This is a genomic window from Ningiella ruwaisensis (assembly GCF_004798935.1).
In the GTDB taxonomy this organism is placed as follows: domain Bacteria; phylum Pseudomonadota; class Gammaproteobacteria; order Enterobacterales; family Alteromonadaceae; genus Glaciecola; species Glaciecola ruwaisensis.
In genome coordinates, this window is the sequence record NZ_RAHT01000001.1 from 202,640 (window position 1) to 226,304 (window position 23,665).

A 23,665-nucleotide genomic window follows, 5' to 3' on the forward strand; every position below is an offset into this window, starting at 1 on the left:
CTGCGTGATTTTAAGTTGGGTAGGCGCGCAAAGTAAAATTTAATTTTTTTCGTTATAAAATTACAACAATGTTAAGGAGATGTTGTGCGCGCGGCGTTTTATATATCTGACGGTACAGCTATTACAGCAGAAGTATTCGGGCATGCTTTGCTATCTTTGTTCCCTGTAGAATTTGAACATTTTACTATTCCATTTGTTGAAACCGAACAACATGCGAAAGACGTTTTAGATCAGATAGAGCAATCATTTCAAAAAACCGGTGAGCGTCCGCTTGTATTTTTTACCATGGTAAATGCTGAGGTTGGCAAAATCATTTCAAGTTCCGTTGGCATCAATTACAACTTTCTCGACCAGTTTGTTGCGCCTTTGGAAAAAGTTATTGGAGTACCCTCAAAACCAGTGAAACACCGCACACACAGTATGCATGAGCAAACCTACGATATTCGTATTGAAGCGGTAAACTATGCGCTTGCTAACGATGATGGCTCAAATCTTAAGGACTACCATGAGGCTGATATTATACTGGTTGGTGTATCTCGTTCAGGTAAAACACCCACGAGTTTGTATTTGGCGTTGCAATACGGAATTAAAGCCGCAAACTATCCTTTTACCGAAGAAGATATGGGGGATATGCTCAAACTTCCGCCTATGTTGCGCCGTTTTAAACAAAAATTATTTGGTCTAACGATTTCTCCCGACAGGCTTCATGCCATACGTTCGGAGCGCAGAGCAAATAGCCGTTACGCATCAATGCAGCAATGTAGAATGGAATTACGGGAAGTCGAAAACTTATATCGAAAAGAAAAAATCCCATTTTTAAACAGCACCAAATATTCTGTAGAAGAGATTTCTGCCAAAATATTAGCGCAGACGGGCCTTAAAAGAAGAAAATATTAAGGCAAAGCTGATTTACGAGGGCTTGCCACCTGTCACTTTATTTGCGCGCCCTTCTTCTTTCGCTTTTTGAGCGCGCAATTTACGCACTTCTTTAGGGTCAGCAACTAGCGGGCGATAAATTTCGATTCTATCCCCATTTTTGATTGGGTCGCTTAATTTACAGGTCTTATTCCAGATCCCGACCTTATTTTCATTTAAATCAATATCCGTGTAAATGTTTAAAATACCTGACTGTTTAATGGCTTCTTCAACCGTAGTATTGTCAGCCACATTCAAGGTAATCAGCGACTGCCTATCTGGCAAAGCGTAGGCGACTTCTATTGAAAGGTGTTCAGCCATTAACCATATACCTTTTTTGCGCGTTCAGTGAACGCTTTAACCATATTATTGGTTAGGGATTTAAACACTTTACCAAACGCAAACTCCACCAAACGGCTGGAAAACGTAAAATCCAATTCAAGCTCAATTTTGCATGCTTCATCCGATAAGGGCGTAAACCGCCATCCTCCCTCCAGAGACTTAAATGGCCCTTGAGCAAGTCTCATGTCTATGCGCCGGCCGGGTTCAAGAGTGTTAAGTGTGACTAACTCTTGCTCAACGCCTGCTTTATTTAACAGCATTCGGGCTTTCATGTGTGTTTCAGACTGTTCAAGAATTTCACTTTGCCGACACCCGGGCAAAAAGTGATCATAGGCATCCACATCATTAACCAAGTCATACATTTGTTTTGCGCTGTATGATACCAGCGCATTTTTACTTATTTTGGGCATACCGATTAATCACTACCTCTACAGCGTTTTAAAAGCAGGCTATTTTCGTTCGCCTGTATCGCGCAATTAAATGGGTTGAAAATACTAAAAATCAACCTAATTTCAAAGACAAATATTACAACTGCGGTATAATACGCACTATGAAAAAGAATAAATCCAATAATAACACCATCGCACTGAATAAAAAGGCGCGACATGAATATCATCTGCTTGACAAGTTTGAAGCTGGCCTTCAACTACAGGGGTGGGAAGTAAAATCTATTCGAGCAGGTAAATGCAATATAACGGATGCTTATGTATTTATTAAAGACGGTGAAGCTTACGTTACCAATATTAATATTCAGCCGCTAAATCAAGCGTCCAGTCATGTGGTTTGCGACCCTACCCGAACGCGCAAACTCTTGTTGCATCAGCGTGAGATTGATCACCTTATTGGCGGCCTTGAAAGACAAGGGCTCACAATGGTTGCCACCGCTATGTATTGGAAAGCCTCCTGGGTGAAAGTAGAATTGTGGCTTGCAAAAGGTAAACAGGCACACGATAAGCGTGATGCGATTAAAGACAGAGACTGGCAGCGTCAAAAAGAGCGTGTAATGAAACACGGTTAAGTTAACATCTAAAATATATGAAGATGGGGGATATTTATCCCCCTTTGTGCGTTTTTTCCTTAAAACTGATATTGCACAAATGCGCCCAAATTCAATCCAGGGCTGGGTATTTGTTCACCCAATGCGACTTGAGTTCCTGCGACGCGATTAATGCCTGCCAAATGATCGCTGTAATTTTTATCCAGTAAATTTTCAGCAATGAGACTTAAAGACAAGCGTTCTGAAACTTGGTAGTCAATTTGTGAATTGAGTACCACATAACCTGCACTTGGACGCTCATTTTGCTGCTCAGCCACTTTGTTTTGAGCCGCTGCAAAGCGTGCATCGAGACGCCACTGCCAACTGTCTTGAGAATAATGCACGTTAAACGAGCCATTTAATGGCGCCAGACGATATAAGTCTTGCTCAATCGGTGTGGTTTGTTTGCCTCTCACATATTCCACGAAGCCTTCAAAAAGCCAATGCTCATTTAGCTGAAAGTTAGCTCTAAGTTCAAATCCGCTAAGTTCTGCATCAGTATTATTCCACTGTAGCGGCGCTAATGTGTTGTTCATCATCGCAATCATGTTTGCGGCGGGATTGTTAGAAAGTGTGCCAAGGATATAGTCGTCAACTTTGTTATAAAAAACACTGGCGTGCAAAGCATAATTACTTTGAGCATAGTCGACACTTAAATCGATTTTATTGGCGCTTTCTTTATCGAGATCCAGATTACCTAAATAGTTTCGTCCATCCGCCAATCCAGCAGATACCCCCAGAGGAAACCAGCTATAAAGTTCATTGTAAGAAGGTGCGCGCTCTTTGATACCCGCTGAAGCGGTGAATGACCAGTCAGGTAGTTCAAAAAGCGGCACCGATATCTTTGCCACAAGGTCAAATAACGAAAAATCCCGCGTGCGCGTCTGCATGTTAAAATTATTTTGCAAGCTCGCAACATTAGCATTCATCATTGCCATATTCGTCGCAATTGCATCGGCACTTGTGCTTACTTCGCTAACGCGCGCGCCTGCTTGCCACTTCATATCTGATGATTGGCGCGTATATTCAAAAAAAGCTGATATCCTTGAGCGCTGCACATTATTGAAGTTAAGCAGAAAAAACATGGGATTATTTGGATTACTGATGTTGGAATCGTGAGTACGCTTTAAATAATCCATACCAATTTCTGTTGTTCCGGCATTTGAATCAATTTCTACTTTGCTCTGCACGCCTGCAGCGTCGGCTTCGGTCTGATTCAGACGCTGCATCGCAGGCATGGGTGCTTGTCTGAGCGTATAGTTGTTCATATCATGTTCATTTTGATTGCCAAATAAGAGTGTTGAGATTCGCCAGTTATCGTTTGCTCTATATTCATGACGTAATCGGTACCACAGCGAATCAACAAAAAGAATGTCCATGGCTAAGGCGGGAGTGCCAGATTCGTTTGTGTTACGCTTACCCACTAATAAATCAAGGCGATGTGCCCCCTGCTCTAAGCCCGCCCTGATTTTAACAGCATTACGTTCGTAAAATGTTGATGGGATAATACGAGAATCACCCGATTCATAATTGTCACCCTCTTGAAGATCTGCGCTCACACCAAAGTATTTTTGATAGCCCGTAGTAAACACAAGCGCACTAAGCGCACGACTATCATTGTGCATATAGCTTCCTGTAAGGCCTCCCTCAGTCCGCCAAGTATTATTTAAATTAACATCAAAAGAAAACTCATTGACCTCAATTGCTCCACCAACTGTTTCTGTACCAGCTGAAACAGGTGCAATTCCCTGGTGCAATGTAATTTGCTGATACAGCGAACCAACTAAGTGAGAAAGAGGTGGATCCATCCCATTTGGGCCTGCCCCAATAACTTCACTGCCATCTACGTTGACTCGCACTCGTTCGCCAAACAGTCCCCGATATTGCACAATTCCTGAGACCAGGCCATTTCCATTTACATTCAAACCCGGCAGTGCGCTAATCTGCGCTCTCATATCGGGTGAACTTGCTGCACCTAAGTCCATTTCAGATTCATTTACAAAGCTGTTTACGCGACCGACAACTTCGATAGATTCCAGATAGTCTCGTTTATTTTCATCAATGGCTGCATTTACATCTGCTGAGCTGTAAAAAGAGACTGAAGTTAGAATCAATAGCCCGCTCATAGCAATAAAATATGATTTGGATTTGTTTACTTTAGTTTTTATCATCTCGCTTTCTCATTACGTGATAACACATGGTAAAACTCAGGTGAGTCTTACCTGTGTATGCTTATCAAAAATTTACGAAGGGTGTTTATGAAATGAGAAAAGCAGGAGGTGCACGTAAACGTGGACGGACGAAGAAGGGATTGCTTATAGAGAGGCTATGATCTGCGACAATGTTTGAATGAATGGTGGAGAATGGAAGCTTAAAAGACAGCGAACTATCGAATGAGACGGGTTTGCTGTCAAAAGCATGAAAACTAAGGCAGGCTGACTGTATTTGCTCGCTATTAAACTGCTTAGGCGCCTCGACCTCAACGATTTTACCCGTTGAAAAATAAACCTTACTGTCTATCCATTTTGTGCCCGTTCCAGTACAGATAATGAGTACATCATCATCACTCAACGCATTTAACGCACTTAAATTGTGGCCTGATGCCGATGCATTAAGCACAGCATTAAAGGCCAAGACTAAGCACAGCAACAGATGATAAAAGTTAAATGATTTAGAGCGCATTAGAACCGGTAACAGGCATTTTCGTTTACGTTAGCAAACTTTTATTGGAATTGTATAGTCTAATCTATTCTAATTTTAATTTATCTGAGATGAATCAAACAATTACACCTTCAGGGATTGAAATTGTTCAAGTAAGCAAATATATATATTTTGCGTAAGGTTATATGTTAATATACACCAATATCTCGGGGCTGCTCTGGATTCGACAGGATTCAATGATGCCGGAGGTGCATGCAGAGGTGCGGTTGGCCTCTTTAAAAAGCCGCAAAAAAATAGTCGCAAACGACGAAAACTACGCACTAGCAGCTTAATAACCTGTATAGGCCCTTCCACTTCAGCCGTTGTCTATTCGTGAAGGTTTGGAAGGTCATACTAATAGACTAGCGAGGGAAACTTGCCTAAGGTTGAACCGCGAAATAGTATTAGGCCAGCCCGAAGAAATCCTGTTTGTCGGAGTTCATAGGGTTAAATAAAAGGCAAACTAAGCATGTAGTACCAAAGGTTGACGTTTTCTGGACGCGGGTTCAATTCCCGCCAGCTCCACCAAACACAAAAAAAGACGCTTGATGGCGTCTTTTTTTGTACCTGAATTATTGCTATTGATACATCGCGTATTTATCAACCTCATTTAACTGAAACCAAAGTTCAGGGTCATCATGAGGCACATTGTCGGGCAAGTACGGATTTTCTAAATCAATGATTAAACGCTCTGACATGTTTACCTTGCGAATATAGTCTGCATAAAATCCATAAAAAAGCGTATTGAATTTTCCGTTTCGAATCAGCTTATCCATTCCCAGATGAATGCGCTTTGCTAATGCCTGGTTGGACTTGCTCACGTAAAAAAAGTCGACTTGCGGATAACGCAAGGCTATTTTAGGCGCAATGATAATCTCTGGCTTGCTCGTATTTCTCAGTATTGTTTCATCATAAGCTTCGTAAATACTTCTTGATAAAAAATCAAAGCGCTTATGAGCAAGCATTTCAAACAACGAATCATAGTTACCGCTTGTTATTACTCGCGCAAAATTGTATTGCATAACCGATAAATCGCCCCAAGAGCTGCCATACCCTGCTGAAAAAATGTTTAGGTCATTGAGACTTTTAACTGACTCGAACTGTTGAAGGTTATCCTGGTGAATTAACAGTATTCTCCATCCTAACAGGCCTTTTCTAATTGGTACGGGGATAGGTGTAAGTATTTCATTCGTCTGCTCGCTTGCAGGCAACCATGCAATGTCCAATTCATCATTGTTTTGATCTAGCCACGAAATCTGTCTTTTTTGACTCACCCCACCAACATCAACCAAGGTGCATTTACCAAACTCTTCTTCGGTGGTTTTGAGAATTAAGGATAATAGCTGCAAGGGATAAACCTGCCTTGCGTCATTTTCGCCCTGCTTGCCGGGATGCTTGATTTCGCAAGCATCACTGTGCTTGACGATAAGGAAAATCAACAGAATGCTTATCAGAAATCTCATTTACCTAAATTCGCATTTTTAGATTTAACGGTATTTAAGTATTGTTCTTCAAAATCGGCTATCTCTAAGGGACGACTAAAGAAATAACCTTGCAACAATAACTCGCCATTTAACATTAGCCATTCAACCTGAGCCTGGGTTTCTACGCCTTCTGCAACCGTTGTAAGGCCAAGGTTTCGCGACAGTTGAATAATTGACCGTACCAGATTTTCATCTTGTTTATCAACTGTGATGTCATTAATAAACGAACGGTCAATTTTGAGCTTGTCTACAGGCAGATCTTTTAAATGACTTAACGAACTGTAGCCTGTTCCAAAGTCATCTAATGAGAAACTGATACCCATTTTTTTTAAGCTTACGATTTTTTTAATGGTGTCCGCCATATTGTTTAAAGCGACACTTTCTGTAATCTCAAACTCTAATTTATTACCGGAAACTTTATGCTTTTGCAAAATGCGGGAGACTGTCTCGATAAAATCATGACGAGCTAATTGTTTGGCACTGATATTTACCGCAACTTTAAAGTCCTTGGGTAACATATCTCGGTCTTTTAGCTCACTAATGTACTGACAGACTGAATTTAAGATGCGCTCTCCTACATCGACAATCAGTGCACTTTCTTCTAAAAAGGGGATAAATTCAGCCGGGCTGACGGTTTTTCCGTCTTTTCGCCATCGCATCAGCGCTTCAGCGCCTTTCACCGCATGATTTTCTGAGTCAACGAGCGGTTGAAGCACAAAATAAAATTCATCGCGAAACATGGCTTTCATAATGTCGCGCTCAAGCTTTAGTAACTCCGCTGCCTGAGTTGCCATTTCATTTTTAAATAAGGTTACTTTGTTTCGACCCGTGCGCTTTGATTCATACATGGCTGTGTCTGCATATTGCAGAATCTCATCTGCACTAGACTGTCCTTTTTTAAAGACAATCACACCGATACTCGCAGACAAAGCATAGCTATGTAAGCCAATTTCGATTTCTTTATTGATGCATGTACGCAGCCTTTCGCCTAAAACCTCTGCGCCATTCGTAGCGGTTTTTAAATTATCAGATACGTTTTCTTCAATACATAAAAATTCATCTGCGCCTAATCGAGCTATCAGATCAGAAAAAGCAAACTCTTTTTGCAGGCGCCGCGCCAGTTTAACAATGAGCTGGTCGCCAACGCTGTGACTCAAGGTATCATTAATTCGCTTAAATTGATCAAGGTCTGCAATTGCGGCTATTCCGTACATGCCGCTTTCGCTTTCTGAGGAACGATTCAATACCTCATACACCTTGTTTCGATTCGGCAAAGAAGTCAGTGGATCAAAATATGCAAGCGACTCAATCTTCTCTTCTGCTTTAACACGCTTTGTTACATCGGATGCTGTCGCCAGAATACTGTGGCCTTCTGGTGTTTTAAATTTAACCAGATTCATTTCCATAAAACATTCAACACCACTGGCATTTCGCATAGGAACGGTTTTGCTTATTTGCCGTTTGGTCGATGCAATAAACTGCTTTATCACCTTCATTAAATCGCCGTCAATTGGCGTGATCACGTCTTCGGCACATCTTCCCTTTAATTCATAAATAGAGTAGCCATAAAAAGAAGCTGTTGACTTGTTTGCAAACACGAAATCAAGGTTGTTATCTAACGAATATATCAGCGCAGGTGCAGTATCAAGAATGAGTCGAAAACGCTGAGAGCGTTCTGTTAATAAAACCTGTCCAGAAGAAATACGCGAAAGCATATCGTTTGCAGAGTTGACGATCAGGCTAAACTCGTCATGCTCATGCCCTTGTAAATGGCTAATTTTTTGGGTTGCAATAGATTGCGTATTCACGCGACCAAAGCGTTTTGATAAACGCATCAATGGCGCCGCCAAGCTGAAATGATAAATAATACTTAAAGCGAGGGTCAGAAACATATAGCCAGCAAGCGCAATAGCAAAGGCTCGAATAGCTCTGTCGTATACACCGGAAAGCGCAACATGATGATCGATCATGATCACCATTTCGCCGTAAATATGTGGCCTGCCCTCGGCCAGGTCTTCACCAGTAAGCAGTACCGACGTTCGTTCAAAATTATCGGTTATTAACGAGAGAATCGGGTTATAGCTGGTATTTATTGCGACGTTCTCATCCATTTCCTGGCGCGAATAAAAAGCCATCACGTTACCTTGGTCGTCAATGATGGCCACATAACTAAAGAAATCGAAATAAGACAATCCAACGATGACCTGCTGTGCAAGCTCTTTGTCAAGTAAGTAAACGGCATTGGCCGCTGAACCGCGAGCAGACGTTACGATCGAATCAATCGTTTCTTTAATTTCTGACTGACGTTCTCTAAAATCAAAAACCGTTTGCAAAAAGGCCATTAACAGGCCCAGGCAAATCAGGAGAATTAGACTTCTTATTGCGAGTGTAAAAGAGAGCTTGCGATTTAGCTTCATAGAATGCATATGTCCACTTCAGTGCATGCATCATATATGATGTTCATTCGCGAATGCAAAAAAAACAGTAAACTTGCCCTTAAATGGTCAAGAACTGACAAAGTTATTAGCAGAAAACTAAACTTATTGTATGATGAGAGTCCAACAAAGCATAATTACTATAAAACTAAAATATTCGAAGTGAGTTACCATGTCGTCAAATGCTAAAGATACGGACTTTGCCCCTATAAATGTAGATGTAAGCGACCGGATCCCGGCGGGCTCTAAAAAATCAAATACCCAGACTTCTGGAAGCGGCGGTTCTGGTTCAAGTACTGGTAAAGGTTTATTTATTCTGGTTTTAGTTGTAGCGCTTATTGCCTGCGCTTTCAGCGCCTATTTGTTTACCGAACTGCAAAAAAGTCAGCAAACGATTGTTGAAAACCAAAATCGTTTACAGTCTTTAGAAAACCGACTTTCTGCTACGGGTGAAGAAATTGGCAACAGCACAGTCGCACTGCAAGTCAAACTGACCGAATTATCTGAAAAGACTGAAGAGTTGTGGGATCAAATGGATAAACTCTGGGCTTCAGCTTGGCGACGAAATCAGGCGGAAATCAAAGAATTAAACAGCGATGTTGTCAGTTTGAAAACGAATGTTGACACAAAACTTGATGATGTACTTAAAAAAGCGAATGGCGCGCAGAGCTCAGTTGCACAACTTGCGACGCGTATTGACAGTCTGAATAGCAAAATTACGGAACAAGCGAATAATTTATTAGCAGCGAAGGTTGAGTTTGAAAGCTTTACCGATGCTAACTCCTCGCAAAACAGCCAAATTAGAGAGCTGCAAGAGAAAATTTTACTGCTTGAAAAGCGAAATACGAATCTGCTTCAGGAATTAAACGCGCTGGAAGCGAAAGTGGATGAACTGGTTGTAAAAACCATTTAGTTCTAAAATAATAAATAATTTAAACCAAAAAAAACCACTTCTTTTGAAGTGGTTTTTTGTTTCTTAATGACTTGAGGGCCTTATCGGCGAAGTCCAAGCTTATTAATCAATGCTTGGTAACGATCAAGGTTTTTACCTTTCAGATAATCAAGAAGCTTACGACGCTGTGAAACCATGCGTAACAAACCACGACGTGAGTGGTGGTCTTTCTTGTGGTCTTTAAAATGACCTTGAAGCTTGTTGATATTGGCGGTTAAAAGCGCAACCTGTACCTCAGGTGAGCCCGTATCGCCTTCTTTTAAGCCATGCTCTGCAATAATATCTGCTGTTTCTTGTGTAGTTAGTGACATAATTTCTCCAATTTTTATGATGACAGCCCGATCACTAATTCAGTGCTGTCGAAAAAGAGCGCGTAGTATACTGATATCAAACAAAACTGCAAGCACAAGCACTTTAAAAGAGGCTGTTCAGTTTGTGTTGCACGTCTTTCCTATCAACACGATTTACGAATATACCACCAGGCGTTTCACCTGAATCCGTGCCGATTCATCAATAATTGCCACCCCTAAGAAAGTCTTATCCGCATTATCTGAGCTTGAATAAACTCGACATAAAGTGCCACAATCGTAGTTTGAGTCACGTTGCCTGATTTGTTGCCCTTGCAAAAAGCACTGGGCATCTGCTTGACTCAGCACTATTGGTTTTAACGATAATACTGGTGTGTCCATTGGCAATAGCAATTCATCTAAGCGACTATACTTTTCTGTCTCATCATTAATATCTTCAACATGTTGTTGATAATACTCAACGCTATGCATCTGATTTGGGAAGTCTGCAACCTGTGTTCGCCTCAACATGCGTACATGCGCTCCGCAACCTAGCAACTGTCCCAGATCATCAATAATTGTTCTGATATACGTGCCTTTCGAGCAATGTATTTTTAGACGTAAACAGTCGTTTTCAAAGGCTAATAAGTCGTTTGAATATACAGTGATATCTCGCGCTTCACGGGGAACTTCTATGCCTTTTCTCGCATAGCTATAAAGCGGTTGCCCTTGATATTTTAGCGCTGAAAACATCGAAGGCACCTGCTGAATTTCACCTCGAAAGCTTTCTAGTGCATCCAAAAGCTGCGTTTTGCTTACCTTGACGTCACGTGTTTCTACTACTTGCCCATCTGCATCAGAAGTGTCGGTTCTAATTCCCAGTTGCGCTTCAACTTCGTAAGTCTTATCAGCATCCAGTAAAAACTGAGAAAATTTAGTCGCCTCTCCCAAACAAACAGGAAGCATACCCGTTGCAAGAGGATCAAGTGCACCCGTATGACCTGCCTTTGCTGCTCCATAAAGGCGCTTGATCTGTTGCACAATCCTATTAGATGATTCGCCCTGATGTTTATCTACCAGCAGAATCCCGTTGACTTGCCTACCCTTGTTACGTCTTCCCACCGCTACTCTTCATCTTTTTTCTTAGCTTTGTCGTTTGCTATTGCTTCGTTTACTAGCGCTGAAATGCGTGCTCCTTCAACAATCGAACTGTCTCTGACAAAATGCAGAGATGGGATATTCCGCATGCGCACCCTTCTTGCCAAAACACCGCGAATAAAGCCTTTTGCATCCTGAAGCGTTTTCAGGTCATGTTTGATTTTCTCTTCATCATTCACATAAAACGTAATGAAAATTTTGGCATGGCTTAAATCACGCGAGACTTCTGCGCCAGATACGGTGATCATTCCCACCTCTGGCTCTCGATGTTTGAACTCATGCTGTAAAATGCTCGCAACCTCTTTATGAATTTGCTGAGCTACTCTGTCTGTCCGCGAAAATTCTCTCGCCATAAGATCCTCGATAAACCTTGTCTATTCTGTCTGAACAAATTTGGGAAAAAAAGGGAGGCCAAAGGCCTCCACTTACTGTTCACGCTGTTGCTGATAAAAACCTTAAATCGTACGTTTAACTTCGACGGTCTCAAATACTTCGATTTGGTCGCCAACTTTAACGTCATTATAGTTTTTCACGCCAATACCGCATTCGATGCCCTTCTTCACTTCCTGCACGTCGTCTTTGAAGCGACGAAGTGACTCTAGTTCACCTTCGTATATAACAACGTTATCGCGAAGTACTCTAATTGGCGCACTGCGCTTAATGACGCCTTCTGTCACCATACAGCCGGCAATTGCACCAAGCTTAGGCGATTTAAACACATCACGGACTTCAGCAAGTCCAATGATTTCCTGCTTAAACTCTGGCGCAAGCATCCCGCTCATTGCTTGTTTCACTTCATCAATTAGCTCATAAATGATGCTGTAATAGCGCAAGTCAATTTCTTCTGCTTCAATCGCCTTACGTGCAGTTGCGTCGGCACGCACGTTAAAGCCAACAATAATGGCATTAGATGCTGCTGCAAGTGAAGCGTCTGTCTCGGTAATTCCACCTACTCCACTACCGATGATATTAACTTTCACTTCGTCGGTAGAAAGTTTGGTCAAACTTTCTGCAATGGCCTCTACAGAGCCTTGAACGTCAGCTTTAAGCACAACGTTTAAGTCAGACACATCGCCACTTTCCATATTTGCGAACATATTCTCAAGTTTCGCTTTCTGCTGTTTGGCCAGTTTTAACTCACGTTGCTTGGTATGTCGTTTAGCGGCAACTTCTCTGGCTTTTCGCTCATCTGCCACAACCAGTGCATCTTCGCCTGCGATAGGTACACCAGAAAGTCCCAGGACTTCTACAGGTGTTGATGGGCCGGCAACCTTGATTTCAGCACCGTGCTCATCACGCATAGCTCGTACTCGACCATACTCTTCACCACATAACAAAATGTCGCCTGGCTTAAGTTGCCCGGCCTGCACAAGAACAGAGGCCACAGGACCACGTCCCTTATCCAAACGCGATTCGATAACAATACCACGAGCCGGTCCATTCTCGACTGCTTTCAAATCAAGTAATTCTGCCTGCAAATTAATAGCATCAAGCAACTCATCAATCCCCATACCTGTTTTTGCAGATACATTGACGAATTGATAGTCACCGCCCCATTCTTCTGAAATTACTTCAAGCTGAGAAAGTTCAGTCTTAACGCGATCAGGGTCGGCCGTTTCTTTATCCATTTTGTTAACCGCAACAATCAAAGGTACACCCGCAGCTTTTGCGTGCTGGACCGCCTCTTTGGTTTGTGGCATTACGCCATCGTCTGCAGCTACAACCAGTATTACGATGTCAGTTGCGTTTGCACCACGTGCGCGCATGGCGGTAAATGCAGCGTGACCTGGCGTATCTAAAAATGCGATGCGCCCTGAATCAGTTTGTACGCTATAAGCACCAATATGCTGCGTTATGCCGCCTGCTTCACCATCAGCAACTTTTGCGCGTCGAATATAGTCAAGCAATGAGGTCTTACCGTGGTCAACGTGACCCATTATTGTCACAACAGGAGCACGCGTAACTAATTCACCGTCACCTGCGTTTGCAATAAGCTCGTCTTCAAGCGCATTTTCATTCACGATTTCGTACTTGTGACCCATCTCTTCAATTACAAGTATAGCTGTCTCTTGATCAAGCACTTGATTAATGGTTGCCATTTCACCCATTTTCATCATGGTTTTAATGACTTCTGTACCTTTTACCGCCATGCGGCTGGCTAGTTCGCCTACACTAATTGTCTCGCCTAGTTTTACCACTCTCTCCACCGGGGTTACGGGCTTTGTAAAGCCCTGTTTTAAATGCTCGCCTGCGTTTTTCTTCGATTTTTTGCGACGGCGTGAGCTACGCTCAACTTGCATATCTTCTTCATCTTCTGCTTCTTGTGCATAACGATTTGAATGCAAATGCACTTCTTCTGCTTCTTCACGTTTGCGACGCTCTTCTTCTTCTTTCCAGCGACGCTCATTTTCTTGGGCAAGCTTGCGAGCTTCTTCAGCGGCTTTCTTCGCTTCTTCTTCCAGTTTTTTCTGGGCTTCTTCTTCTTGCTGCTTTTTAATTCGCTCAGCTTCTGCTCGACTTGCCTCTAGCGCCTGCTTCTCTTCGTCACTCAGTTTTGACTCAGAGGATTTACGCTCTTCAGCTTCTTTTTTGGCTTTTTCTGCGCGAGCTTGTCTTTCGGCTTCTTGCTTTCTGCGCGCTTCTTCGGCCTGTCTTTGCTTTTCAAGCGCTGCTTTTTTCGCCTCTTCCTGAGCTTTTTCTTCCGCTTCTCGCTTTAAGCGCGCTTCTTCTGCTTTTCGAGCCGCTTCTTCTTCAGCTAAACGCTTTTCCTCAAGGTCACTACGCTTCACGTAGGTCCGTTTTTTGCGTACTTCAACTTTTACATTGCGCGATTTACCCACACTCAAAGTGCTCGTCTTTTTGCGCTGCAAGGTCATTTTTGTTGGAGCGCTGGCGCCTGCGCCACCATGCTGTTTGTTTAAGTGATCCAGTAACTTTTGTTTTTCTTCTTCTGTTACATTGTCGCTAGCGCTTTTTTCAACACCAGATTCTTTAAACTGCTGAACCAAACGGTCAACAGTGGTGCCGATGTCACTGGCTAACTTTTCTATCGATACTTCTGCCATAGTGCTCTTATCTCCCCTTGACCTTACTCTTCATTAAACCAAACGATGTTGCGCGCTTTCATAATAAGTTCGCCCGCTTGTTCTTCGGTCAATTCTTCTATGTCACTAATGTCGTCGGTGCCCTGTTCAGCAAGCCCTTCAAGGTCAGTAATTCCTCGGCTTGCCAAAACATATGCTACGTGTCTATCCAAACCTTCCAAATCAAGAAGCTCTTGTTTCGGTTCTGCAGCTTCTAAAGACTCTTCGTTTTTCAACGCTTGCGTCGTTAATGCGGCTTTTGCCCTTGAACGAAGTTCTTCGACGATATCTTCATCAAGTCCTTCAATTTCTAGGAGTTCTTGTGCCGGAACATATGCCACCTCTTCCAAGGTAGTAAAGCCCTCATCAACAAGTACCATTGCAAAGTCTTCATCAATATCCAGATATTTTGTGAAAACTTCTAATACCTTTTCAGCTTCAGCCTGATGCTTGGCGTTCATATCTTCAATCGTCATGACGTTGAGTTCCCACTCTGTCAACTGACTTGCCAAGCGAACGTTCTGACCATTTCGACCAATTGCCTGCGCCAGATTGTCACTCTCTACCGCAACATCCATTGTGCGTGTATCTTCATCAACAATAATCGATGCCACTTCAGCAGGCGCCATAGCGTTAATCACATATTGCGCCGGATTCTCATCCCACAGCACGATATCAACACGCTCGCCGCCAAGTTCACTGGACACGGCCTGAACACGCGATCCGCGCATACCGACACAAGCGCCAACAGGATCTAGGCGCTTATCATTGGTTTTAACTGCAATTTTAGCACGCGCACCCGGGTCACGCGCTGCCGATTTTATCTCTAAGGTCTCTTCTGCAATCTCAGGCACTTCAAGTCTGAATAGCTCTACCAACATGTCGGGGTGCGTGCGGCTGATGAAAAGCTGTGCACCACGTGCTTCGGGGCGGATCACATAGAGCAATCCACGAACCCGGTCACCCGGGCGGAACGTTTCACGAGGCAACATATCATCTCTGAAAATTACGCCTTCTGCGTTATTGCCTAAATCAACAATTACATTGTCGCGATTGACCTTTTTTACCGTTCCGGTAACAAGTTCACCGACTTTATCTTCGTACTCAGCAATCATCTGCGCACGTTCCGCTTCACGTACTTTTTGAACAATAACTTGCTTCGCTGTTTGAGTCGTAATTCGGTCAAAGGCTATTGATTCAATTTGCTCTTCAACATAGTCCCCGATTTGAATGTCAGGCTCGTCAATTTGCGCGGCAGAAAGGGTAATTTCTGCATATGGATTTTCTTGTTCCTGGTCATCTTCAATCACTAACCATCGACGGAAAGTATCAAATTCACCGGTTTCTCTGTCAATCGAGATACGAACTTCGATATTGCCTTCGTTTTTCTTTTTGGTTGCACTGGCAAGGGCAAACTCCAATGCCTCAAAAATCTTTTCTCTGGGCACTTGCTTTTCGTTTGAAACAGCTTCTGCAACTAATAATATTTCTTTGCTCATATTTTCCTTTTTGCTTGCCGCGCGGCAAACATCCCCGTATTACTCGAAAATCAATCGAAATTTGGTACTAAATTCGCTTTACCTATATTCTGAATGGGAAGAATATAAGTTTGACCATCCACTTCGACATGGATGTGCGAATCGTTAGATTCTAATAATTTACCTTTGAAGTTTCTTCTTCCATCTTGCGGCAAATTAAGCTTAACATTCACTTCTTCGCCTACGACTTTTGCATAATGTTCCGGTTTAAATAAAGGTCTATCCATTCCGGGTGATGAGACTTCAAGGTTATATTCTGTTGAAATTGGGTCTTCTACATCCAGAATTGCACTGACCTGATAGCTTACGTCGGCGCAATCATCCACGTCGATTCCGTTTTCGCTATCAATATAAACGCGCAATGTTGAATGCTTACCCGCTCTTATAAATTCAATGCCGACAAGTTCAAAACCAATCGCTTCTACCGCAGGACTAAGCATTTCAGTCAATTTTTTCTCTAACTGAGACAATCTTTACTCCGTGAGATTTTCTCTGCCGCTTATACAGAACTATGCGTACAAGCATGGCAAAACACATACAAAAAAAGGGCATATAGCCCAGTCTACTTCTTGCTACCGAGGGCGAACTAAAGCACCAGGCTTTAATACCTACGAAACAAAAATAAAAAAGCCCCGATCAAGCGGAGCCTTTATAGAATTCTTTTCACCGAGTACCCGAGGTACTAGCGGTGGATACAGTCCCTTGCTACAACACATCTCATCAGCGAGATTGATGCCGCTCGACTGAATATGCAAACCATAGAATTTATCTTAGCTCTGCAAATTCAGCGCAAGTAGTATAACTGCATACCGTGCGATACGCAAACCTTATTAGATAAATGCCAAATCTAACTGGCTTTCACTAACATAAGGGGATCTTGTGTTTCTTCAACTTCAAAAAACTCCATCAGTTCATTCATGCCTTTTGCCTGAGACCCAAGCTCTTCGCTCGCTGCAGCGGCCTCCTCAACTAATGCTGTGTTTTGCTGGGTGAGCATCTGCAGAGATTCAATGGCCTTATGAATTTCACTGATACCAACACTTTGTTCGTTTGCAGCAGTAGAAATCTCGCTTACTATGCTACTTACATTATCCACTTCCTGAATAATGTCAGCCAAGGTCTTTCCAGACTTATTCACAAGTTCAGAGCCCGCTTCGACTTTATTTACTGTGTCTTCAATCAGACTCTTTATTTCTTTAGCTGCGTTTGCACTTCGCCCTGCCAAATTGCGAACTTCACTTGCCACTACAGCGAAACCTCTGCCTTGTTCACCCGCCCTTGCTGCCTCAACCGCTGCATTTAAAGCGAGTAAATTCGTCTGAAAAGCTATCGAATCAATCACGCTGATAATATCCGCAATCCTTGCGCTTGCCTGATTGATTTCTTCCATTGCCACTACCGCTTCTTTAACCACTTTTCCGCCAGTTTGAGCGTGCTGTTTGGCTTCAGATGCAATGTTATTCGCGTGTACTGCATTATCGGCTGTATGTTTTACCGTACTTGTAATTTCATCCATGCTTGCAGCCGTTTGCTCTAAATCGCTCGCCTGTTGTTCAGTGCGAGCACTTAAACTGCTGTTACCGCTAGCGATATCTTCAGCACCTGCGCTTACCGTGACCGACGCCTGTTTGATTTCGTAAACAACCTCAGTGAGTTTTTCTACGGTCGCATTTGCACTCACTTTTAAAATATTGAACTGCCCAGGGAACTCAGTGTGAATTTTCTTGTTAAGTTTTCCTTGTGAGAGTGACTTAAGCACTTGCTCTGTCTCACTAAATACATTGCTAACAGCATCCAGAGAAGAGTTTAACTTGACCTTAATGTCGTCAAGCTGACCGGGAAGCGCGACAGAAACTCTTGATGATAATTTGCCGTTTGCAACATCGGCCATTACGGTATCAATCTGATTCAAGGCTGAGTCGATTGAGGACATTGCCGAATCTGCTTGTTTAGCTAAAACATCATATTCTCCTACTAAACTGGCATTTGCCTTGTAATTAAAATTACCCGATGACATGGCGTTAATCAGCTTCATAATATGATGAATTGCTTCTGCTACGGCATCTGCGGATGTATTTACTCCATCTTTTAGACTGGCTAAATCACCCTGCATTTCTGCAGTGATTTTTGTGTTAAAGTCGCCTTTTGCCAACGCACCTACGACTCTGTTTACTTCGCTAATTGACTGCTTCATCGCCTTCGATGAACGGTTTACTCCTTGCTTCAACGTGAGCAAATCTCCCTGAAAATCTGACTCTACCTGACGCTCGAAGTCACCATTTGACATTGCTGTTACAACATCATTCGTTTCTTTTATGCTCACCTCAAGTTTTTCTAAAAGAAGATTGAGGCTTGTTGCAGACTGACCTATTTCATCTTTGCTTTGTACTTGAACACGCTGGCTAAAATCAGTATTTTCGGCGATTGAAGCCATTGCAGCTTTCATTGCATCCACAGGAGCAATAATTTTGTCACTTACCCGCATGGCGATGTAAATCACAAGACCAATTACACCGAGACAAATTCCGATTACTATCCAGCGCAATTTGCTTACGGCAGCATAAGCTTCGCCTGATTCAATCTCCGCGATCAATACCCAGTCAAGTGAACCAAACTTCACAGGAATAAAGCCGCTTATAACCGGTTCATTTTGGTAATTTACTTGCTCAATTACTCCAGACTTACCCGACAAACCGAGTGTTACGGCTTCTGTATTGACTTGTCGACCATCTCTGAATGAGGCATCAACACTATAGCTATCCGGAAACTTAAGCGAATCCGATCGCATTAACATATCTTCGCCTACAAGATAAGATTCTCCCGTTTCTCCTAAACCTCGTCTTTCTGACATAACGGCGGTTATCGCATCAAGAGGCATCTGAAAAATCAATGTGCCAATCCGTATATTGCCATCAAAAACTGGTGAAGAGATAAAACTGGCGGGCGCCTCGTATGAGGGTGTGTACTGTGCATAATCAATAAGCGCATACTCATCAGGACTACTCAAGTTTAATGACGCTTGAAAAGCTTGCCCAAGGCCACTGCTCGCATATGGTCCTGTTAGCAAATTCGTTGCAAAGTCTAATTCTTTGTAAACTGAATAAACCACAAAGCCTTTGTTATCCACCAAAAATATGTCGTAGTAGCCAAAACGCTCGAGATACTCTTTAAAACTCTGATGCAATAATTTGTGTGCGCTGTCGTAATCATTACCAAGTGCAGATTCAAACATTTCGTGCTTGCTACCCAGGGGGGCCGGGTTGTTTTGAATATAAGCATGTTGCAAAAGAATAGCTTCGGGATTAAGCGCACTGATCAGTGCGTTTGTGTCTACGCCTTGCCCGTCATTCAAGGTTTGGTAACGTGGCAAAAACTCGTTGTTGTAGTACTGGGCGAGTTCATTCCCTAATCGATTAAGTGCTTCATCAAGCGTATTTTGCTCAGACTGCTTATCAAGCGATTGGGTTATTGCGTTTTCAAACCCGCGAATAACAGATTTTAAATTAGTTGCAGTGTTAGGATCATTCGATGCTGTCAGAACCTGATTGACAATAGTGCTCCCGTATTTTTCAATCGCAACGACTTTATTTGCTTTTAGTGCTTCCAGATTTTGGTTGGCCATATCAGTGGTCATACTGCTGGCTAACCAGGTTGCGATAATGCTAATTAGTAATAAGGGCAAAAGACCTACCAATAGAAAGGTCTTACTTAATTGCTGTTTCAGTGAGTAAGATTTACCGAGCAATCTCTCAAAATGAAGATTCTTTAATACGCTGAACATAATGTGCTTTCCTGCTTTATCGCAATAACAAGGGTTTATTCCCGGGGCGTGTTTACGTCGTGATAAATTCGTTGAGTAAAAAACGCTCATTAGTTATGCGTATCGGCAGTATTGAAAAGTATCTTAATATCAGAAAAGAATAAGCCTAGGTATATTTACCTATTCATGCCCCAGGCTTTTAAAAATCGCTTTAAGAATACGATTTTTGATTATTTTACTTGTCACGAATACGGTGTCGACGGTTTGGAATATCGTCAAGCGGCACTCTGCCGGTATCGATGGATTCAAACATATGCTCAAATATCGCTCCGGGTTTACCATCTTTATCTGTTAAAAAGTAACTATGTCCTGAGGGAAAATCATATGCGGTGTTAATATCATCACAATCGATAGCAAACACGTTAGACGGCACTTTGCGCATATCTTCTGGCCCAGAATGACCAAGCCGACGAGAGGCTATGGCGTTTTTAAGGTTTGATGCTTTGCTTGCCCTGAGCGCCAGATCATCGGATGCGTAATACACGCTGACGTTTCGTGCTGATTGGGCGATAAAACGTCCTCTGTGATGCGGCTCTAAAGATTCATTGACGATATCGGCGGCCACTAAAAACACATTTCTGAATATCATCGGCACGCCGCTTTTTAAACTGTACTTCTCCCAAGCGGCTAGAGACTCTCTAAATACGCGATTACCCATGGAATGCGCCAAAATATTAATGCGTTTTAAGCACAGCTCATCTTGTGTCTCTTCGTGTCGCCACTTTAAAAAAAAGTCCAGCGCACGGTATAAGCTGTAGGCAGACATATCAGCGCTGGTCTGGTCGTCCCAGTAGTCTTTAACAATGCCAATATCGTTATCGCAGGGCCATATAATTGGAATGACCAACACTTTATCGCCCGGCTTTCCGTCAAACATCGCTTGAAGCTGCTCTGCACGAGGAAAAATATCAGGCTCGGGTAAGTTACTGAATCCATGAATATAAAAAAGAATGTTAGAACAGTTTTTAAGCTCTCGAATACGCTTAAACCATTCAAAGGCGCCTAATTCTTCATACTTGCCCTCACCCGTGCGTTCACAACAAAATACCGAGTTTGAAGGGGCATTAATACGTAAATCGAAATCGAATTTGCGCCCTTTTTTGCTTTTAATGGACTGTTTAGGTTCTCTATTGGTAAGAAATAGCATACTGAACTCCCTCTCACTTTTTGTGTGTTTTTTAACCAATAGCTAAACCATACTAGGTCTTTTAAATTTAGGCAATAAACATGAACGATGGTGTTTGATACAGTAAGCACGGATGATTTTGAATATCAAATAGTCTTTATCCGCATAACGTCGATAATAACTATCTATAACTAATATTACAGCGGTTCAGTAGCCGTTGATATTTGGCGTTTTCGTCAACTTTACGAAAAAGGTAATTTTGAGGAAATGAATGCTGAACCTGTATATATGATAGTCGAAAAGCGATACGACTTAGTTTAGTGTGAGAAATAGAACTAATCACAATTATCGTTGTAACATGGCACGTTCTTATTTTTATTCCATTCGTAATCAACAATAATAAATTAAAGAGTTTTAAAAAAAGCAAACTATATGTTTCTTTTTACACTATTCCAACGCTCAAATTCTTAAAGCAACTTGTATATTGCTAAATGATAAAAAAGAAACTAATATGTTTCTAATCGGTAAATAGCAACTTATATATTTCTCCATGAATTCTTTACTGAAACAAATTAAAGAACGCCGTACTGCATTACAACTTAAGCAACATGATATGATGCTGCGCGTTGGCATGTCGCGTCAGCAATATCAGCGATTGGAATCTAGAGGTAATCCCCGCCTTGATACGCTTGAGCTAGTCGCAAAGGGGCTCAAAAGTGAATTACTGCTGATACCTCAAGAAAAATTGAATGCTGTACTGGCAATACTGGCCGACGATGCACATATAAACTCTGAGCCATCGACTAGGGGGCTAACCAAGCCAAACTTGACCGGAAAAGAGCAAAGTAGCCCACTGTCCGATGATCCATGGCAGGGATTGCTGGGAGACAATGAGTGAACACAGATAGCAATGATGAAGTAAATGTTCTACAGCTCTCAATTCATGGTGTGCTGATCGGCTATCTCGCAGGGTTCAAAAATGGCCGCAATGTATTGAGCATTGCAGACTCATTTAAAAACGATCCTGCTCGCCCGACATTCAGTCTTATTACTCACCCCTCATTTTTGAACGCGGTCAAGGTGATGGCTGAACCATGGGTACGAAACCAGCGGCTACACCCAGTGCTTTCAAATTTACTCCCAGAAGGCTCATTGCGCGAGTTGATTGCCCAGGGTCTAAAGGTGCACATAGACAATGAATTTCATATTCTCTCATATCTTGGCGAAGACTTGCCGGGTGCAATCGAAGCTACACCGATGGAGCCTGAAGATGTTCCCGTCTTTCTATTAAGCATACTAAACACGCATGGAAAGGCTAAGGCGGTTAAGTTCGATAAAGATGCTCTTCACAAAAAAGGAAGAGAAAATAAGTTTTCTTTGGCTGGTGTGCAAATGAAATTTTCCATGAAGGAAAAAGATGGGCGATACAACCTATCAAAAGATGATGTGCTTGGCGATTGGATTATCAAAACACCTTCAACTAAGCATAAATTTGTGCCGCTGAACGAATACACAGCAATGTCATTGGCCGCTCTGGCCGGAGTTGATATCCCTGAAATCAAACTCGTAGACTTGGATAAATTAGACAATCTACCGCAAATTAACTTGCCAGATGAAAAGCAGGCCTTTGCAATTAAACGATTTGATCGTAATGACAATTTGCGCATTCACATGGAGGATTTTGCTCAAATTTTCGTGAAGTACCCTCATGAAAAGTACACTGCCGCCAATTACGAGAGTATCGGAAAAGTAATTTACAATTTCTCCGGCGACGGATTGACCGACGCGCAACAATTCGCGAGGCGATTGCTGGTAAATATTCTCTTGGCAAATGGCGACGCGCATTTGAAAAACTGGAGTTTGCTGTATCCAGATAAGGTTACACCTCGACTTTCTCCTGCTTACGATATCGTTACGACCAATGTGTATATCCAAAACGAAGCAAAATACGCACTTAACCTTAGCAAAACTAAAGAATGGTACACAGTCACGATGACGCACTTTAAATCATGGGCAGATAAATCGGGTATTCCATGGCGAGCCATCAGGCCGCATTTGGACGATACAATGGATAAGGCCAGAGAATTGTGGCCGGAAGCGTTAGAAACACTACCGATGAACAGCGCGCACAAAGATGTGCTTAAGACGCACTGGTCTAATCTTCAGGATGAACTTATGATTAAGACAAAAACGCGAACTTACCAGTGAAGATGCAAAAAAATACCCGCTACATTGAGCGGGTAGTTTCGATTGGTTGCGGGAGCTGGATTTGAACCAACGACCTTCGGGTTATGAGCCCGACGAGCTACCAGACTGCTCCATCCCGCGTTCGAACTGGTTTCAGCTTGCTTGCTGAAGTGGAGCGTATTATACATAGCGATTAATACGTTGCAAGCCCATTTACGCTTAATATATTAAATAAGTACTAAGTGCCCAAATTTCAAGCTTTACGCGTGTATTATTTAAACATTTCCATTTTTTTTGCTAATTCAAAATCCAGTTCACTAAGGCCATCTACATCGTGAGTCACTAATTGTACTTCAACTTTATTATAGACATTGAACCATTCCGGATGGTGTTTTAACTTCTCAGCCCAAATCGCAATTTGAGTCATCCATCCAAACGCACGAATAAAACTTTTAAATTTAAATGTTTTACTTAACTTACCATCCTCAATAATCCAGGGAGTTTCGCCCGCCATTTCATTAAGCTCATCCAAAGATTTGGCAATTTCCTGCTGCTCCAAACGTGTAGGCATTTTGTGCTCCTTTTAAGAAGGGTTGTAGAAG

The 23,665-nt window shown here is 42.4% G+C and carries 20 protein-coding genes, 1 tRNA gene and 1 other RNA gene; 6 read left to right on the plus strand and 16 right to left on the minus strand.

Annotated elements, in window-relative coordinates; all coding sequences use genetic code 11:
• Positions 1–84: 84 nt before the first annotated feature.
• The gene (ppsR, locus tag D6V41_RS00850) at positions 85–897 is read left to right on the plus strand and encodes a posphoenolpyruvate synthetase regulatory kinase/phosphorylase PpsR (protein WP_136249603.1); all 813 of its coding nucleotides are present in this window, start codon (positions 85–87) and stop codon (positions 895–897) included.
• Positions 898–909: 12 nt separating this feature from the next.
• Here the strand turns inward: ppsR and D6V41_RS00855 are convergent, their stop codons facing one another.
• Together D6V41_RS00855 and D6V41_RS00860 are read right to left on the minus strand one after the other, a co-directional pair.
• Entirely contained in the window at positions 910–1,236 is a 327-nt protein-coding gene (locus tag D6V41_RS00855) for an RnfH family protein (protein WP_136249604.1), read from the minus strand.
• Entirely contained in the window at positions 1,236–1,667 is a 432-nt protein-coding gene (locus tag D6V41_RS00860) for a type II toxin-antitoxin system RatA family toxin (protein ID WP_136249605.1), read from the minus strand. Before D6V41_RS00860 ends, D6V41_RS00855 begins: the two co-directional genes overlap by 1 nt.
• 140 nt (positions 1,668–1,807) lie before the next feature.
• Here D6V41_RS00860 and smpB point away from each other — a divergent pair, with 140 nt between their 5' ends.
• On the plus strand, positions 1,808–2,275 hold the full coding sequence (smpB, locus tag D6V41_RS00865; protein ID WP_136249606.1) for an SsrA-binding protein SmpB: 468 nt from the start codon (positions 1,808–1,810) through the stop codon (positions 2,273–2,275).
• A 59-nt stretch (positions 2,276–2,334) separates the two neighbouring features.
• Here the strand turns inward: smpB and D6V41_RS00870 are convergent, their stop codons facing one another.
• Both D6V41_RS00870 and D6V41_RS00875 read right to left on the minus strand, forming a co-directional pair.
• Entirely contained in the window at positions 2,335–4,464 is a 2,130-nt protein-coding gene (locus D6V41_RS00870) for a TonB-dependent receptor (protein WP_136249607.1), read from the minus strand.
• A gap of 85 nt (positions 4,465–4,549) precedes the next feature.
• Entirely contained in the window at positions 4,550–4,975 is a 426-nt protein-coding gene (locus D6V41_RS00875; RefSeq protein WP_136249608.1) for a pseudouridine synthase family protein, read from the minus strand.
• Between the two features lie 187 nt (positions 4,976–5,162).
• Between D6V41_RS00875 and ssrA the strand changes: the two genes are divergently transcribed.
• Positions 5,163–5,521, plus strand: a transfer-messenger RNA (tmRNA) gene (ssrA, locus tag D6V41_RS00880).
• A 50-nt stretch (positions 5,522–5,571) separates the two neighbouring features.
• Here the strand turns inward: ssrA and D6V41_RS00885 are convergent.
• Both D6V41_RS00885 and D6V41_RS00890 read right to left on the minus strand, forming a co-directional pair.
• Positions 5,572–6,456, minus strand: coding sequence for an amino acid ABC transporter substrate-binding protein (locus D6V41_RS00885; RefSeq protein ID WP_136249609.1), 885 nt, complete (start codon positions 6,454–6,456; stop codon positions 5,572–5,574).
• A complete protein-coding gene (locus tag D6V41_RS00890; protein ID WP_241664380.1) occupies positions 6,453–8,819 on the minus strand; it encodes a putative bifunctional diguanylate cyclase/phosphodiesterase in 2,367 nt (788 codons plus the stop codon). Before D6V41_RS00890 ends, D6V41_RS00885 begins: the two co-directional genes overlap by 4 nt.
• Before the next feature lie 265 nt (positions 8,820–9,084).
• On the opposite strand from D6V41_RS00890, the gene D6V41_RS00895 reads away from it, so the two are divergent.
• Positions 9,085–9,825, plus strand: a complete 741-nt coding sequence (locus D6V41_RS00895; protein WP_136249611.1) for a coiled-coil domain-containing protein — start codon at positions 9,085–9,087, stop codon at positions 9,823–9,825.
• Between the two features lie 80 nt (positions 9,826–9,905).
• Here the strand turns inward: D6V41_RS00895 and rpsO are convergent, their stop codons facing one another.
• The 8 genes from rpsO to D6V41_RS00935 form a co-directional block, all read right to left on the minus strand.
• On the minus strand, positions 9,906–10,175 hold the full coding sequence (gene rpsO, locus D6V41_RS00900; RefSeq protein WP_136249612.1) for a 30S ribosomal protein S15: 270 nt from the start codon (positions 10,173–10,175) through the stop codon (positions 9,906–9,908).
• A 153-nt stretch (positions 10,176–10,328) separates the two neighbouring features.
• A complete protein-coding gene (gene truB / locus D6V41_RS00905; protein ID WP_136249613.1) occupies positions 10,329–11,273 on the minus strand; it encodes a tRNA pseudouridine(55) synthase TruB in 945 nt (314 codons plus the stop codon).
• Between the two features lie 2 nt (positions 11,274–11,275).
• Positions 11,276–11,662 (minus strand): 30S ribosome-binding factor RbfA, encoded by a 387-nt coding sequence (gene rbfA, locus D6V41_RS00910; protein ID WP_136249614.1) that lies wholly within the window; start codon positions 11,660–11,662, stop codon positions 11,276–11,278.
• Positions 11,663–11,764: 102 nt separating this feature from the next.
• Entirely contained in the window at positions 11,765–14,374 is a 2,610-nt protein-coding gene (infB, locus tag D6V41_RS00915) for a translation initiation factor IF-2 (protein ID WP_136249615.1), read from the minus strand.
• A 23-nt stretch (positions 14,375–14,397) separates the two neighbouring features.
• Positions 14,398–15,891, minus strand: a complete 1,494-nt coding sequence (gene nusA / locus D6V41_RS00920; RefSeq protein WP_136249616.1) for a transcription termination factor NusA — start codon at positions 15,889–15,891, stop codon at positions 14,398–14,400.
• A 50-nt stretch (positions 15,892–15,941) separates the two neighbouring features.
• The gene (gene rimP / locus D6V41_RS00925; protein ID WP_136249617.1) at positions 15,942–16,400 is read right to left on the minus strand and encodes a ribosome maturation factor RimP; all 459 of its coding nucleotides are present in this window, start codon (positions 16,398–16,400) and stop codon (positions 15,942–15,944) included.
• A gap of 377 nt (positions 16,401–16,777) precedes the next feature.
• Positions 16,778–19,711, minus strand: coding sequence for a methyl-accepting chemotaxis protein (locus D6V41_RS00930; RefSeq protein ID WP_168710920.1), 2,934 nt, complete (start codon positions 19,709–19,711; stop codon positions 16,778–16,780).
• A gap of 214 nt (positions 19,712–19,925) precedes the next feature.
• Complete coding sequence (locus D6V41_RS00935; RefSeq protein ID WP_136249619.1) at positions 19,926–20,897, minus strand: alpha/beta hydrolase; 972 nt, start codon at positions 20,895–20,897, stop codon at positions 19,926–19,928.
• 529 nt (positions 20,898–21,426) lie between these two features.
• Here D6V41_RS00935 and D6V41_RS00940 point away from each other — a divergent pair.
• Entirely contained in the window at positions 21,427–21,774 is a 348-nt protein-coding gene (locus D6V41_RS00940; RefSeq protein WP_136249620.1) for a helix-turn-helix transcriptional regulator, read from the plus strand.
• A complete protein-coding gene (locus tag D6V41_RS00945) occupies positions 21,771–23,084 on the plus strand; it encodes a type II toxin-antitoxin system HipA family toxin (protein ID WP_136249621.1) in 1,314 nt (437 codons plus the stop codon). Before D6V41_RS00940 ends, D6V41_RS00945 begins: the two co-directional genes overlap by 4 nt.
• 43 nt (positions 23,085–23,127) lie before the next feature.
• On the opposite strand, the gene D6V41_RS00950 is transcribed toward D6V41_RS00945, so the two are convergent.
• Together D6V41_RS00950 and D6V41_RS00955 are read right to left on the minus strand one after the other, a co-directional pair.
• Positions 23,128–23,204 (minus strand) — tRNA-Met (locus D6V41_RS00950).
• A gap of 130 nt (positions 23,205–23,334) precedes the next feature.
• Entirely contained in the window at positions 23,335–23,634 is a 300-nt protein-coding gene (locus D6V41_RS00955) for a 4a-hydroxytetrahydrobiopterin dehydratase (protein WP_136249622.1), read from the minus strand.
• Positions 23,635–23,665 lie beyond the last annotated feature (31 nt).